Origin of the sequence: Bradyrhizobium sp. AZCC 2262, from assembly GCF_036924535.1 — a bacterium.
Lineage (GTDB): Bacteria > Pseudomonadota > Alphaproteobacteria > Rhizobiales > Xanthobacteraceae > Bradyrhizobium.
Genome location: NZ_JAZHRT010000001.1, coordinates 9,336,362 through 9,349,582 on the forward strand (window position 1 = coordinate 9,336,362; position 13,221 = coordinate 9,349,582).

The window sequence follows — 13,221 nt, forward strand, 5'->3', positions numbered from 1 at the left end:
GGAGGGTGAGACGACGTGCGCTATCGCCGTATGCCATGTATCGGCTAGGCTCACCGGATAACCAAAACAAACTGCTCGGGGAGAAACTACGAATGAACCGCCGCGAACTTCTGAAAGCCGCCGCCGCATTGCCGCTCGCGCAAACCGCGCTCTCCAATCCCGCCTTCGCGCAAAGCCCATACCCCTCGCGCAACGTCACCATGATCGTGCCGTTTCCGCCCGGCGGCCAGGCCGACCTCGCGGCGCGCCCCGTTGCGCAGGCGCTGGAGCGGATGCTTGGCAAGCCCGTCATCGTCGACAACCGCGCCGGCGGCGGTGGCGGATCGGTCGGTAATGCGGCGGCGGCGCGCGCCGAGCCTGATGGCCACACGCTGTTGATGACGCTGTCCTCGCTTGCCGTATTGCCCGAAGCCGACCGGCTGTTCGACCGCCCGGTGGCATATGAAGTTTCGCAATTCGCGCCGATTGCGCGCGTGCTCGCCGATCCCACGCTGCTCGCCGTGCCGGCGTCTGCGCCGTGGAAGACGCTGCAGGAATTCGTCGACGATGCGAAGAAGCGTCCCGGACAAATTCCGTATGGCTCATCGGGTCCCTACGGCACGCTGCATGTAGCGATGGAAATGTTTGCTGCGAGCGCCGGCATCAAGCTGCTGCACGTGCCGTTCCGCGGCGCGGGCCCCGCGCTGGCCGCGCTGTTGGGCGGCACCGTGCAAGCGATGGCCTCGGCGCCGGGCACGCTGAAGCAGCAGGTCGATGACGGCAAGATGCGCGTGCTCGCCAACTGGGGCGCTGAGCGCGTCAAGAGTTTCCCCGATCTGCCGACCTTCAAGGAACTCGGCTACAAGGATGTCGAGTTCTACATCTGGGCGGGACTGTTCGCGCAAGCGGCCCTGCCGGCGCCGATCATGACGCGGCTGCGCGAAGCGATGGCGGAAGCGGTGAAGGCGCCAGAGGTAGTCAGGACTTTTGAAACCGCGGGCAGCCCGGTCGCCTATCAGGACGCACCGGAATTTTCAAAATTCGTCGCGGAGGACAGCGCGCGGCTGGTTGCGGCGGTGAAGAAGATCGGCAAGGTGGAGTAGGGAACCCGCTTCACATTTTTTTGTTCGCACCAACGTCGCGTGGCCGCATTCCTTTGACAGGCTTGCGCCTATCGCCGCGCGGAGTTTTTCGCGTCTAGTTTGAAATCGAACGAAAGGACCCGGACATGCGAACGCAGCGGATTGTCCTCGGCCTTGCCATCGCGATCGCCGGAACGGCCGTCATCGCTCCCGCGTCGTCGCAGGAGTATCGCGGAACCTGGGAACAGCAGATGGCCTGCACGCCCGACGTCTGGCGCCTTTGCGGCGATCAGATCCCCGATGTCAGCCGGATTGTGGCCTGCTTGCGGCAGAACACGCCGCAGCTTTCCAGCAATTGCCGCGCGGTATTTGACTCGAGCGCCGAACAGCAGCAGGCCAATCGCGCGCCGTCGCAGCGCGTGCCGCAGCAGACGGCGCCACGTGGCCGCGCGCCGCAACAAATGCAGCCGCAGGCGGTGCAGCCCCAGCCGCGACCGTACTACGAGGAAGACGAATAGGACGTCGCTTCCTGCGCGGGCCTGAGCTCGCAGACGTCGACCCATTCGGCGGCGGTCAACTCCGCCATGCGCGCCGGCGTGATTTTCACCGCGCTGTGGGTCGAGCCCGCGGCCGGCACCACGATGTCGAACGCCTGCAGCGACACGTCGCAATAGACCGGCAGCGGCGTCTTCAATCCGAACGGACAGACGCCGCCGACTTCATGGCCGGTGATGTCGGCGACTTCCTCGAGGCCGAGCATTTTCGGCTTTCCGCCGAACAGCGCCTTCACCTTCTTGTTGTCCATCCGCGAGGTGCCGGCGGTCACGATCAGCACCACGCGCTCGCCGATCCGCAAGCTCAGCGTTTTTGCGATCCGCGCCGGTTCGACGCCGTAGGCTTCGGCGGCGAGCGTGACGGTGGCGGAACTCATCTGGGATTCGATCACGGAAATATCGGGCGCCTTTTCTGCGAAGAAGGCGCGGACGGACTCAAGACTCATGTTTCTCAGGACCTTTGGGCAGACACCAGTGCGGGAAGCTCGGAGAGGCCGTGGATGCGATGGTCGGGCGCAACACCGAGCTCATCCATCTGGGTGCGCAGTATCTTGAACATTGTCAACGGCGGCAGCGTCTCGCTTTCGAGGCAGGTCAGCGCCATCGCTTCCGGCGTCACCCGCTCGATCCAGGCGACATTGAGCCCGAACGCCTTGGCGCCGCAGGCGTCCCAGGGATTGGAGGAGATGAACAGTACTTCGGCAGGCGGCACGTGGAGCACTTCCTCGATCAGCGTGTAGGCCTCGGGACTGGGCTTGAAGATCTTCCTGGCGTCGACGCTGATGACCGCATCGAGCAGGCGGTCGAGCCCGCTGTTGCGCACCAGCGCGTTGAGCATATCGGGGCTGCCGTTGGACAGGATCGCAAGCTTGCGATCCTTCATCGCTGACAGTGCAGCGAGTGCATCCGGATAGAGTTCGAGATGCAGATATTTGTCGACGATGCGCGCGAAAGTGTCGTCGTCATATTCCAGCCCGAGGCTGCGCAGCGCGTAGGCCAGCGAGTCGCGCGTGACTTCAGAGAAATCCTGGTAGCGCCGCATCAGCGAACGCAACCAGCTATATTCGAGCTGCTTGATGCGCCAGACCTGGGTGATGATTTCGCCATAGCCGGGAAACGCGTCCTCGGTAACGTCAGCCACCGACTGGACGTCGTAAAGCGTTCCATAGGCATCGAACACAACGGCTTTGATGGTCATTTGTAACTACTCTTTGACGCCGATCGTCGCATTGAGAAATTCGCGCAATGTGGCGATCGATTGATCCGTCGCCGCCTGGTTGAATTCGAGATGGTGCCCCTGCAACAGCAGCGGCGGCGTGAGCTGCGGCGCATCGAATGCGTGATAGGCGTCGGGAAGCACCGTCAGCTTGATCGGCACGCCCTTGTCCTTCTGCCGCGAGATACCCCAGTCGCCGCGGCCCTCGACCAGATTGCGGCATTCCCTGGCCAAGGCCCAATCGTCGAGCTCGCCGATCAGGATCAGCGCCGGCGCGGTCATCTCGCCCTTCAATCCAAGGCAGAACGGATAGAACGCAACGGCCGCGCGGAACTTGGCCGGCGCTGCCTCTTCCAGATAGCCACGTTCGACCGACATCAGGGCCACCCGGCCGCCGTTCGCAAAACCAATCACAGCAATACGATCGGGATCGACCAATGGATCGCGCACCAGAAAGTTCAGGGTGCGGTAGGCGTCGTCGGCCGAATCGTTCGGAGCCCTGCCTTCGCAGGTTTTAAGGCCGCGTGGACCCAGGCTATCCACGGTGAGCACCGCATAGCCCCAGGATGCGATCTGCTGGCCCCAGCGTTCATCGAGCCGTTTCCAGTTTCCATGGCAGCTATGCAACAACACGACTGCGGGGGCGCGTCCCGCATTGTTGGCTCGCCTCAGATAACCCTGGAGCGGATGTGGGCTGGCAAGCGGGCTCTCGATTTCGACCACGATCGCGGAAGATTCACCCGTAAGGCCATCAGCCGCGCCTCCGGTCAGGAGCGCGGCGAGGAGGGCGATGGTTTTGGCGAATTTCGTCACAGGCCATCTCAACGCTTCGCCGATGAGGGAGCCTTGGTTATATACCCAAAATCCTCCGCGCGTTGGCCTTCAATACTTTCGGCCTGATTTCCTCGCGGATGTCGAGTTTCGCAAAATCCGCCAGCCAGCGGTCCGGCGTGATGACCGGCCAGTCCGAGCCGAACAGCATCTTGTCCTGCAGGATCGAGTTGATGTAGCGCACCAGGATCGGCGGAAAATATTTCGGCGACCAGCCGGAGAGGTCGATATAGACGTTCGGCTTGTGGGTCGCGACCGACAGCGCCTCTTCCTGCCAGGGGAAGGAGGGATGCGCGAGGATGATTTTGAGGTCCGGAAAATCCGCCGCGACGTCGTCCATGTACATCGGGTTGGAATATTTCAGGCGCATCCCCATGCCGCCGGGCATGCCGCTGCCCACACCCGTCTGTCCGGTGTGGAACAGCGCGATCGCGCCGCCGTCGTTGATGGCTTCGTAGAGCGGATAGGCCATGCGGTCGTTGGCGTAAAAACCCTGCATGGTCGGATGGAATTTGAAGCCGCGGACGCCGTATTCCTCGATCAGCTTGCGCGCTTCCCGCACGCCGAGCTTGCCCTTGTGCGGATCGATCGAGACGAACGGGATCAGGACGTCGAGATTGTCGGAAGCCACTTCCAGCATTTCGTAATTGTTGTAGCGGCGGAAGCCGGTCTCGCGTTCGGCGTCGACCGGGAAGATCACGGCCGCGATATTCTTGGAGCGATAATAGGCCGCGGTTTCCGGCACGGTTGGCGGATGCTTGTGCGGCGACTTGAAATAGTCCGCCATGCGCTCCTGGAAATCGTCATAGCCGTCGTCACCATGCATGCCGCAGGGTTCTTCGGCATGGGTATGGATGTCGATGGCTGTGACTTTCTCGATATCGGGCAATTTGAGCTTGGGCATTGGGCTTCCCCGGGCGGCTTGATTTTTGGATCTGGAAAATTGATTATACTATATAACGAATTCCGCAAGACGGCAGAAACAAAAGGCAGAAAATAGGGGAGTGTGGCATGGCGCAGGCCGAGGCCTTTGAGACCGATTTCTGGAAAGACGCCAATTTGCGCAAGGTCTGGGACGACATCGTCCCCGGCGAGCCGCGCAAAACCATTCCCTACACGCTGACGAAAGAGGCGATCGAACTCTACTGCAAATCGGTCGGCGAGACCCATCCGGTCTATTTCGACGAGGCCTATGCCAAAACCACCCGCTATGGCGGGCTGATCGCGCCGCCCTCGATCCATATCCTCCTGATGTTCTCCTGCACGCCGGCGGATGACTGGATGCGCTCGCCGGGAACCGTCAATGCCGGGCAGTCCTGGAGCTACAACATCCCGGCGCGGCCCAATGACGTGATCACCCTGCAGGCCCGCGCGCTCGACAAGTTCATCAAGCGCGAGCGACTGTTCGTGGTGCACGACAACGTCTTCTTCAACCAGCGTGGCGATGTAATCTGTTCCGGCCGCGGCTGGACGATTCGGCCGGTGTGAGAGGGGAGCGATCAATGACCGCTACGTTCGACAATCTCTCCGCCGGCGATGTCATCGACGGCCCGAAATTCGCCGTCTCACGCGAATCGATCCGCCTGTTCTGCGATGCCTCGCTCGATTACAACCCGCTGCATCTCGACGACGACTACATGAAGGGCAATTTCGGCAAGACCAATTTTGGCGGCATCATCATGCACGGCATGAACAATTTCGGGCTGATCTCCCGCATGATCACCGATTGGGCCTGCCCCGCCGGCGCGGTCCACCGGCGGCTGGAGACGCGGTGGGTCAAGCCGGTCCGGCCCGGCGATACCATCCAGCCTTCGGGGATTATCAAGGCCAAGCAGACGACTGAAAAATCCCGCTGGGTTCTGATCGACGTGGTGGTGAAGAATCAGGCGGGCGAAAAGGTCGCGACCGGCGAGGCCCTGGTTGAATTCCCGCGCGACCTGTTTTGCCAGTGATTTCCAAGCATTCTATCGGGTTATCAATCCACCCGGCGTTAGATCCGGAACGGGACGGATCGGCCCGAAAACGGGCCCATTCGGATTGACATTCGGGGCCCGCATGGCTTAGAAACCGCCCCGTCCCGGGCGGTTGGCCGCTTTCGGGATAAATCCCATTTTGCCACTTTTGGGTAGCTCAGGTTCGGCCTTCAACACGGCCTTTCAAAGCATCAGGATTGTCCCATGAAGGTCCGTAACTCGTTGAAATCGCTGCGTGGTCGCCACCGCAACAACCGTCTGGTCCGCCGCAAGGGCCGGGTGTACGTGATCAACAAGGTGCAGCGCCGCTTCAAGGCCCGGCAGGGTTAAGCCGCCGAGGTCAGGCCGGCGAGATTAAGCCTTGGGCGCTGAGCCGGCTTTTTCTTCTTCGTTTCACAGGTCTTTGACGACGTGCTGCTTTGCGGCTCGATTTTGTGCGTCTAGACTTGGCTCATGGTTTTGAGATTCCCGGGCGCCCGTAACTGCCGGATTGTGATGACAGCTGCTGTCATGGCAGCCGTGCCGGTCACCGCTTTTGCCCAGAACAACACTCAAGTCGTTCCCCCGCCGAAAGCCCAAAAGAAATTGCCGGAAGCGCCGAGCAAGCTTCCCAAGGTCGGAGCCGATCGTACCCGCGGGCTGGATTTCCTGTTCGGCGCACTGAAGGCGGCCCCAGACGAAGCCAGCGCCAAGCATGTCGAGGCGCGGATCTGGGCGCTGTGGATGCAGACCTCGAGCGACACGGCTGCGCTGCTGATGCTGCGCGCCAAGGCCGCGATGGAGGCGCAGAAGGTCGATATCGCGCTGAAACTGCTCGATGCCGTCATCAAGCTCCGCCCCGACTATGTCGAGGGATGGAACCGGCGCGCAACGCTGTATTACCTGAAGAACGACTACACCCATTCGCTGGAGGACATCCGGCAGGTGCTGATCCGCGAGCCCCGGCATTTCGGTGCGCTGGCTGGCCTCGGCATGATCATGCAGGACATCGGCGACGAAAAGCGCGCGCTGGAAGCGTTCCGCAAGGCGCTGGCCGTCAATCCGCATCTTGAGAAGGTGCCGGAACTGGTCAAGACGCTGACCGAAAAGGTCGAAGGCCGCGATATCTGATTTCGAGCATGGTCTCCGCGCAAACGCGTTCGGCGATTGTCGCGAGGGAAGGTGGGCACCGGTTTTCCCGAGGCAAATGCGAAGCATTTGTCCGAGATCATGCTCAATCAAGAAGATGGCGGTTAACCCTGATTCCCGACGACATACTTCAGGCAGGAACGCCGCGTCGCTAACGCGGTATTATCGGCTGACTGCGTTACAGGAGCGAGCCATGAAATCATTGCTGCTGGCCGGCGCGATGATGATCGCGACCGGAACCTGCGTTTTCGCGCAAGGCGGCTATTGGGTGGTCGGCAATCGCACGACCAGCAAATGCGAGATCGTCACGAGCAATCCCGTCGTCAACGCTCAGGTCGGCGGCAATATCTGGTTCGGAACCGGACCGTACAGCTCGTTCGACGACGCCAAGCGGGCCCGTTCGACCATCTCCAGTTGCCCGGCGGTAGAAGAGCCGCCCGCAGACACGCAGAATGACGAGAAGAAATCCGATTAGAGCGTTTTTGGAGCCGTTTCGCGTCAGGAAAACGCGTCGACCCAAAACGCTCTAATGTACGGCGTTACTGCCGCGCGCCATGCCGTCGAGGCCCACGGCCGCGTAGAACTGCGCCAGTTCCGCTTCAAGCTGCTCGTTGACCCGCAACAGCGCTTTGAGGGCGCCGCGGATATCGCCATTGCAACTCGCTACGATCTGATCGATGGCGGCTTCGCTTGCGTCGGAAATCATGGGTATTCCCTTCGATTGTACGCTGGAACAATTTGTAGTGAGCGCCCCTGTTCCTGTGGATGTTGGGTACAATGCAGACGCCCGACTAACCCCCTAATCAGGCACGCGCACAAATGGCGAAAGTGTCAGCGCGACTGTACAAATTTGCCGATGACGTCAGTATGACCCCGCTATCCACAGAACGGGTCCCCTGTGGACAACCCACGAAACCTGCGCCGATCCGGGCCGTAGCTCGCTGGTGCAGAAAATCAGCCGGAAATCGTCGATGGTGGTAGTGATTGTCGTGGCGGCGCTGGCGGTGCTGGCGCTGGTTACGCAAGCCGGCGTTTTTCTCAGCGAGCGGGCCCATCCGGCCCAAGGCCGGATCGTCGAGGTGGCGGGTGGAACCCTCCACATCCTCGATATCGGCCCACGCGATGCGGCCGGTCCGCCGATCGTGATGCTGCACGGCGCGAGTTCCAATCTCGAAGTGATGCGGCAGCCGGTCGGGGAACGGCTGGCCAGGAAGCACCGCGTGATCCTGATCGATCGTCCCGGGCATGGCTGGAGCACCCGCGCCCGCATCGAGGACTCGACGCCCGAAATTCAGGCCCGCATGATCGCCGACGCGCTGGCAAAGCTCGGCGTCACCAGCGCGATCTTTGTGGTGCATTCCTGGTCCGGCGCGCTGGGTGCGCGCATCGCGCTGGATTACCCGCAAGCCGTCGCCGGCCTGGTGATGCTGGCGCCGGTGGCCTATCCGTGGCCCGGCGGCGCCGGGCGCTACAACAGGTTGATCGCGACGCCGGTGATCGGTCCGCTATTCGCCTACACCGTCACGCTGCCGCTCGGCCTTTTGCTGGCGGAACCGGGCGCGCGCAGCGTGTTCCTGCCGCAGACGATGCCGGACGGATTTGTTCGGAACACCGCGACACCCCTGTTGCTGCGGCCGCGCGAATTCATCGCCAATGCGCGCGATCTGGTGACACTGAAGGCGGCGGTCGCCGAGCAGGCACCGCGCTATGCGCAGATCAAGGCGCCGGTCGCCATCATCACCGGCGACGCCGACAAGACGGTGTCGACCAACATCCACTCACGGCCGTTCGCGGCTACCGCGCCGAACGCGAAACTGATCGTGCTGCCGGGCGTCGGCCACATGATCCAGCAGGCCGCGCCCGATCTCATCATTGCGGAAGTTGAGGCGATGATATCAGCGATGGCGCCGGGTGCGGCAGCGGCGGCCCATTGAGCCGTGCGGGAGCCGGTGCTCTATCCGACGAGCGTTCTTGCGCGGTCAAGCACGACCGTGACACCGCACGTGGCCTGACGGCTCCGGATGGGATACGATCGCTGAGCGGGATCTCGCTGCTCGTCCCGCTCGGGATGAACGTGTGAGAGGTTGCGAACTGGGCAGCTTACGTTCGAGGGAGAGCCCCATGTACGCCGCCATTCGTCAGGGCAAGGCCAAGCCCGGCAAGGCCGAAGAGCTGACACGCCGGATCAAGGAGGGCGCGATTCCCGTCATCAGCGAGGTCGAGGGCTTCATGGGCTATTACGTGGTCTATGCGCCCGACGACACGGTGATCGCGATCAGCCTGTTCAACAATTTTGCCGCCGCCGAGGAATCCAACAAGCGCGCACTGGCGTGGATCGAGCATGAGCTGGCGCCGCTGTTGACCGGGCCAGCCACCGCGATGGCCGGACCCGTGATCGTGCACACGCTGGCTTGATCGGGCGAACGCAGGAACGGGAGGCGACGCGGCTCCGCCACACGTGCAGAGCCGCCGACAATCTCACTTCGTCTTGCCGTCCTTGTCGAACGAGGAAACATAGGCCCAGAGGTCGTTAGCCTCTTTCTCGTTCTTGATGCCGGCGAACACCATCTTGGTGCCCGGAATCTTCGCCTTCGGCTCCTTGATGTATTCGAGGAATACATCCTTGCCCCAGGTGATGCCGGAATTCTTGTTGGCGTCGGAATAGGAGTAACCCTCGACAGAGCCGGAATGGCGGCCATCGAGCCCGTTGAGCACGGGGCCCACCTTGTTCTTGGCGCCTTCGCCGATCGCGTGGCAGGCCAGGCATTTGTTGAACGAGGATTTGCCGGCGGCGGCGTCCTGCGCCAGCGCGCCCGTTGCTGTGGCCAATGAGGTAACGACAATCAGCGCGCTCAAAGTCGATGTTTTCATGTGGTGCTCTTCGTTTCTTCCCGGGGAGATAGGCGGATTTCTTGTGGCAGGCCCGCTTGGATTGGACAACCCACGAAACCTTGACAGGTTTCAGCATTGCCGACTTGTCCCAGAGAGAACTGATCGTTTGACGCGTGGCAATGCCACCTTCGGATGGCCTACCCAAACCTTGGTAGACGTGCTTGATTTGCCACCACAAATCGCTATTCGCTGGGCTTGGAGGAATACGCATGGCCATCATGATGCCGGCTGCCGATCAGGCGGTTCTGAACCGGCGTGACGCCATTGTTGCCGCGCTCCGTGCGATCGTGCCGGGTGAGGGCGTGATCGACAGCGCGGCCGAAATGCTGCCTTATGAGTCCGATGGCCTGATGGCTTACCGGCAACCACCGATGGTCGTGGTGCTGCCCGACACCACCGAACAGGTCTCTCAAGTCCTGAAATACTGCTGCGAGCAGGGCATCAAGGTGGTGCCGCGCGGCTCCGGCACCTCGCTGTCAGGCGGCGCGCTGCCGCTGGCCGACGGCGTGCTGCTGGGGCTCGGCAAGTTCAAGCGCATCCGCGAGATCGATTTCGACAACCGCGTGGTGGTGACCGAGCCCGGCGTCACCAACCTCGCCATCAGCCAGGCGGTGGCGCATGCGGGTTTCTACTACGCGCCCGATCCCTCCTCGCAGATCGCCTGCTCGATCGGCGGCAACGTCGCGGAGAATTCCGGCGGGGTGCATTGCCTGAAATACGGCATGACCACCAACAACGTGCTGGGCTGCGAGATCGTGCTGATGTCGGGCGAGATCCTGCGGATCGGCGGCAAGGCCGCCGAAAATTCCGGCTACGATTTGATGGGCATCATCACTGGTTCGGAGGGGCTGCTCGGCGTCATCACCGAGATCACGGTGCGGATCCTGCAGAAGCCGGAGACGGCCCGCGCCCTGATGGTGGGTTTCGCCGAGGTCGAGGCCGCCGGCGAATGCGTGGCTGCCATCATCGGCGCCGGCATCATTCCGGGCGGCATGGAAATGATGGACAAGCCCGCGATCCACGCCGCCGAAACTTTTGTGCATGCCGGCTATCCGCTCGATGTCGAGGCGCTTTTGATCATCGAACTCGATGGACCGAGTGTGGAAGTCGATGAACTGATCAAGCGGGTCGAGTCGATCGCGCAAGGCTGCGGCTCGACGAGCTGCCAGATTTCGACGTCGGAGGCCGAGCGCAATCTGTTCTGGGCCGGCCGCAAGGCGGCATTCCCGGCAGTGGGCCGGATTTCGCCCGACTATCTCTGCATGGACGGCACCATTCCGCGCGGCGCGCTGCCGAAGACGCTCGCGCGCATCCGCGACCTCTCGGCCAAATACGATCTGCGCGTCGCCAACGTGTTTCACGCCGGCGACGGCAATCTGCATCCCTTGATCCTCTACGATGCCAACCAGCCCGGCGAGATGGAGCGGGCCGAAGCCTTCGGCGCCGACATCCTGCGTGCGTGCGTCGAATTTGGCGGCGTGCTCACCGGCGAGCACGGCGTCGGCATCGAGAAGCGCGACCTGATGGGCGAGATGTTTTCCGAGATCGACCTGAACCAGCAGCAGCGGCTGAAATGCGCCTTCGACGCGCAGGGCCTGCTCAACCCCGGAAAAGTGTTTCCGACGCTGCATCGCTGCGCCGAGCTCGGCCGGGTGCATGTGCATGGTGGCAGACTGGCGTTTCCTGAATTGCCGCGGTTCTAGCGGCTGGAGCTGGCGTTGGTCCCGGTGGCGCGATACGGCTGACACCACGGCGGGCGACGCGATGGGCGCGGTGACCGGAGCGCGAAGCGCGCCGCGGCTGCTGTTCATCGACAACATCCGCTGGTCGATGATCATCCTCGTGCTCAGCATGCACGCCTGTGACACCTATAGCCCGTTCGGCAATTGGTACTATGTCGACCGGCGTCCGACCGGCCTCGGCACGGCGCTCTTCTTTGGCGTCTACCAGAGTTTCCTGCAGGCCTTTTTCATGGCCGCGCTGTTCTTCATCGCCGGCTATTTCGCGGCCGCGGCCTACGACCGCAAGGGCTTTGCGCCGTTCGTCCGCGACCGCTTTCTGCGGCTTGGCGTTCCGACCTTGCTCTTCATGTTGGTCATCGGCCCGCTGACGCAATATTTCCTGTCGTGGACCTGGGGCAGCGGCGGCTTCGGCCATCAATGGTTCAAGCATATCAGGAACGGGGAGTGGCTGTCGGAAACCGGGCCGATGTGGTTTTGCGCGGCGCTGCTCGTGTTCTCGATCGTTTACGGCCTGATCCGCCGCAGCGGCCGGAGCGAACCTCAGATATCGCCGGGGGACGATCGTGCGAGCAGTCTCTGGCTGGTCGCCTTCGTCATCGCAATGGCGGCATCGACGTTCCTGGTTCGCGTCGGGGTCGACGAGGGCGCCTCGGTGCTCAACGTCCACCCCGGCGACTTCCCGCAATATATCCTGATGTTTGCCGCCGGCGCGCTGGGCTGCCGCGGCAACTGGCTGACCGCACTGCCCGAGCGCTTTTGCATCCGCTTTGGAGCGTTGGCGCTTGCGGCGTCGGTTCCGCTGATGGCAGTCCTGATCCTGTTTGGTGGCGGCCTGCAAGGCGAGACGCAGCAATATTCGGGCGGCTTCAACTGGGTCAGCGCCGGCAAATGCCTGTGGGAGGCGCTGGTTTGCGTCGGCATGGGGCTGTTGATGCTCGCCGTCTATCGGCGTCGCTTCGACTGGCAGGGACCGGTTTCAAAATGGTTGTCCGATAACGCCTTCGGCGTCTACCTCATTCACCCGCCGGTCCTGATCGGCGCCGCCATCCTGCTGCACACGCTGGCATTGAACGCCATTGCCAAAGCGCTGCTTTTGACCGTGGTTGCCGCTATCGGCAGTTTCGCGGCCTCCGCCTTCGTGCTGCGCAAATCGCCGCTGCGCGCCATCGTCTAGCGCGGGATGGCGCGGCCAGGGCCGCGCCATCCGGCTGTGCCGAAACGCCTACAGCAGCGCGTATTGCGTGCGTTCGCGCTTCGCCAGCAACGGCAGCGCTTCGCCCGCGATGTAGGTCTTGAAATGCGCGCTGTCCTGATGCGCCTTGAAGGCGGCCTCGTCGCGGAACAGTTCATAGAACAGGAACTGGGCCGGATTGTCCTTGGCCCTCGATATCAGGAACAACTTGACGCCTTCCTCGCGCTGCGCCTCGGGCAGAAAGCGGTCGAGGATCGCGGCGACCTTGTCGGCTTCGCCTTGTTTTGCTTCCCATTGCGCAACAACGAGCAGCCCGCCGCCGTCGACGGCGTCACTGATCGATTTCTTCGTTGCATACTGATTCATTGTCTGGGCTCCTTGCTCCTGGGATCGAGATGACGACATCGTCCATGGCGAGAGATAGATCGCCAGGACCGCTCCGAATGCAGTGATCACCGACCTTCGGCTGAACACTTCGTTAGATCGCGGCGTGGGCCGCGCTGTTATCGATCGCTCCATGTCTGTCTCCATCGGTTCGTTTCGATCGCGATCAGCGCGACCCTTGTAGCGATCGCCTGGCGGCCTCGATTCGCCTGCGATCGAAGTATCGATGTCGTGAACATTTCGATCAT

General features: G+C 62.3%; 18 protein-coding genes. 11 read left to right on the top strand and 7 right to left on the bottom strand.

Going from position 1 to position 13,221, the window contains the following annotated elements; genetic code table 11:
• Nucleotides 1-92: 92 nt before the first annotated feature.
• Both V1283_RS43795 and V1283_RS43800 read left to right on the top strand, forming a co-directional pair.
• Nucleotides 93-1,082: a tripartite tricarboxylate transporter substrate binding protein gene (locus V1283_RS43795; protein ID WP_334392776.1), complete on the top strand. Its 990-nt coding sequence runs from the start codon at nt 93-95 to the stop codon at nt 1,080-1,082.
• A gap of 125 nt (nt 1,083-1,207) precedes the next feature.
• Nucleotides 1,208-1,579 (top strand): hypothetical protein, encoded by a 372-nt coding sequence (locus V1283_RS43800; RefSeq protein WP_334392777.1) that lies wholly within the window; start codon nt 1,208-1,210, stop codon nt 1,577-1,579.
• Here the strand turns inward: V1283_RS43800 and V1283_RS43805 are convergent.
• The 4 genes from V1283_RS43805 to V1283_RS43820 are packed head-to-tail and all read right to left on the bottom strand — an operon-like array spanning nt 1,561 to nt 4,566.
• Entirely contained in the window at nt 1,561-2,061 is a 501-nt protein-coding gene (locus tag V1283_RS43805) for a YbaK/EbsC family protein (protein ID WP_334392778.1), read from the bottom strand. The two genes, V1283_RS43800 and V1283_RS43805, sit on opposite strands and share 19 nt — an antisense overlap.
• A gap of 5 nt (nt 2,062-2,066) precedes the next feature.
• The gene (locus tag V1283_RS43810) at nt 2,067-2,813 is read right to left on the bottom strand and encodes a haloacid dehalogenase type II (protein WP_334392779.1); all 747 of its coding nucleotides are present in this window, start codon (nt 2,811-2,813) and stop codon (nt 2,067-2,069) included.
• A 6-nt stretch (nt 2,814-2,819) separates the two neighbouring features.
• Nucleotides 2,820-3,644, bottom strand: coding sequence for a dienelactone hydrolase family protein (locus V1283_RS43815; RefSeq protein WP_334392780.1), 825 nt, complete (start codon nt 3,642-3,644; stop codon nt 2,820-2,822).
• 37 nt (nt 3,645-3,681) lie between these two features.
• Complete coding sequence (locus V1283_RS43820) at nt 3,682-4,566, bottom strand: amidohydrolase family protein (protein ID WP_334392781.1); 885 nt, start codon at nt 4,564-4,566, stop codon at nt 3,682-3,684.
• 107 nt (nt 4,567-4,673) lie between these two features.
• Here V1283_RS43820 and V1283_RS43825 point away from each other — a divergent pair, with 107 nt between their 5' ends.
• The 5 genes from V1283_RS43825 to V1283_RS43845 all read left to right on the top strand — a co-directional run bounded on the left by V1283_RS43825 (nt 4,674) and on the right by V1283_RS43845 (nt 7,238).
• Nucleotides 4,674-5,150, top strand: a complete 477-nt coding sequence (locus tag V1283_RS43825; RefSeq protein ID WP_334392782.1) for a MaoC family dehydratase — start codon at nt 4,674-4,676, stop codon at nt 5,148-5,150.
• Nucleotides 5,151-5,164: 14 nt separating this feature from the next.
• Nucleotides 5,165-5,614: a MaoC family dehydratase gene (locus tag V1283_RS43830; protein ID WP_161849804.1), complete on the top strand. Its 450-nt coding sequence runs from the start codon at nt 5,165-5,167 to the stop codon at nt 5,612-5,614.
• 225 nt (nt 5,615-5,839) lie between these two features.
• The gene (ykgO, locus tag V1283_RS43835; protein WP_002718645.1) at nt 5,840-5,965 is read left to right on the top strand and encodes a type B 50S ribosomal protein L36; all 126 of its coding nucleotides are present in this window, start codon (nt 5,840-5,842) and stop codon (nt 5,963-5,965) included.
• Between the two features lie 180 nt (nt 5,966-6,145).
• Nucleotides 6,146-6,745 carry a tetratricopeptide repeat protein gene (locus V1283_RS43840; protein WP_442895924.1) on the top strand — a complete coding sequence of 200 codons (600 nt, stop codon included), beginning with the start codon at nt 6,146-6,148 and terminating at the stop codon, nt 6,743-6,745.
• Between the two features lie 211 nt (nt 6,746-6,956).
• Nucleotides 6,957-7,238, top strand: coding sequence for a hypothetical protein (locus V1283_RS43845; protein WP_334392784.1), 282 nt, complete (start codon nt 6,957-6,959; stop codon nt 7,236-7,238).
• A gap of 51 nt (nt 7,239-7,289) precedes the next feature.
• Here V1283_RS43845 and V1283_RS43850 read toward each other — a convergent pair whose 3' ends face one another.
• Nucleotides 7,290-7,469 carry a hypothetical protein gene (locus V1283_RS43850; protein ID WP_212417885.1) on the bottom strand — a complete coding sequence of 60 codons (180 nt, stop codon included), beginning with the start codon at nt 7,467-7,469 and terminating at the stop codon, nt 7,290-7,292.
• Nucleotides 7,470-7,734: 265 nt separating this feature from the next.
• On the opposite strand from V1283_RS43850, the gene V1283_RS43855 reads away from it, so the two are divergent.
• Together V1283_RS43855 and V1283_RS43860 are read left to right on the top strand one after the other, a co-directional pair.
• The gene (locus V1283_RS43855; protein WP_334392785.1) at nt 7,735-8,697 is read left to right on the top strand and encodes an alpha/beta fold hydrolase; all 963 of its coding nucleotides are present in this window, start codon (nt 7,735-7,737) and stop codon (nt 8,695-8,697) included.
• Nucleotides 8,698-8,884: 187 nt separating this feature from the next.
• Nucleotides 8,885-9,178: an antibiotic biosynthesis monooxygenase gene (locus tag V1283_RS43860; RefSeq protein ID WP_334392787.1), complete on the top strand. Its 294-nt coding sequence runs from the start codon at nt 8,885-8,887 to the stop codon at nt 9,176-9,178.
• A 63-nt stretch (nt 9,179-9,241) separates the two neighbouring features.
• Here the strand turns inward: V1283_RS43860 and cycA are convergent, their stop codons facing one another.
• Nucleotides 9,242-9,634, bottom strand: a complete 393-nt coding sequence (cycA, locus tag V1283_RS43865) for a cytochrome c-550 CycA (RefSeq protein ID WP_334392788.1) — start codon at nt 9,632-9,634, stop codon at nt 9,242-9,244.
• Nucleotides 9,635-9,864: 230 nt separating this feature from the next.
• Between cycA and V1283_RS43870 the strand changes: the two genes are divergently transcribed.
• Both V1283_RS43870 and V1283_RS43875 read left to right on the top strand, forming a co-directional pair.
• Nucleotides 9,865-11,358, top strand: a complete 1,494-nt coding sequence (locus tag V1283_RS43870; RefSeq protein ID WP_334392790.1) for an FAD-linked oxidase C-terminal domain-containing protein — start codon at nt 9,865-9,867, stop codon at nt 11,356-11,358.
• On the top strand, nt 11,318-12,571 hold the full coding sequence (locus tag V1283_RS43875; protein ID WP_334392791.1) for an acyltransferase family protein: 1,254 nt from the start codon (nt 11,318-11,320) through the stop codon (nt 12,569-12,571). Before V1283_RS43870 ends, V1283_RS43875 begins: the two co-directional genes overlap by 41 nt.
• Before the next feature lie 48 nt (nt 12,572-12,619).
• Here the strand turns inward: V1283_RS43875 and V1283_RS43880 are convergent, their stop codons facing one another.
• Nucleotides 12,620-12,955, bottom strand: coding sequence for a putative quinol monooxygenase (locus tag V1283_RS43880; protein WP_334392792.1), 336 nt, complete (start codon nt 12,953-12,955; stop codon nt 12,620-12,622).
• Nucleotides 12,956-13,221 lie beyond the last annotated feature (266 nt).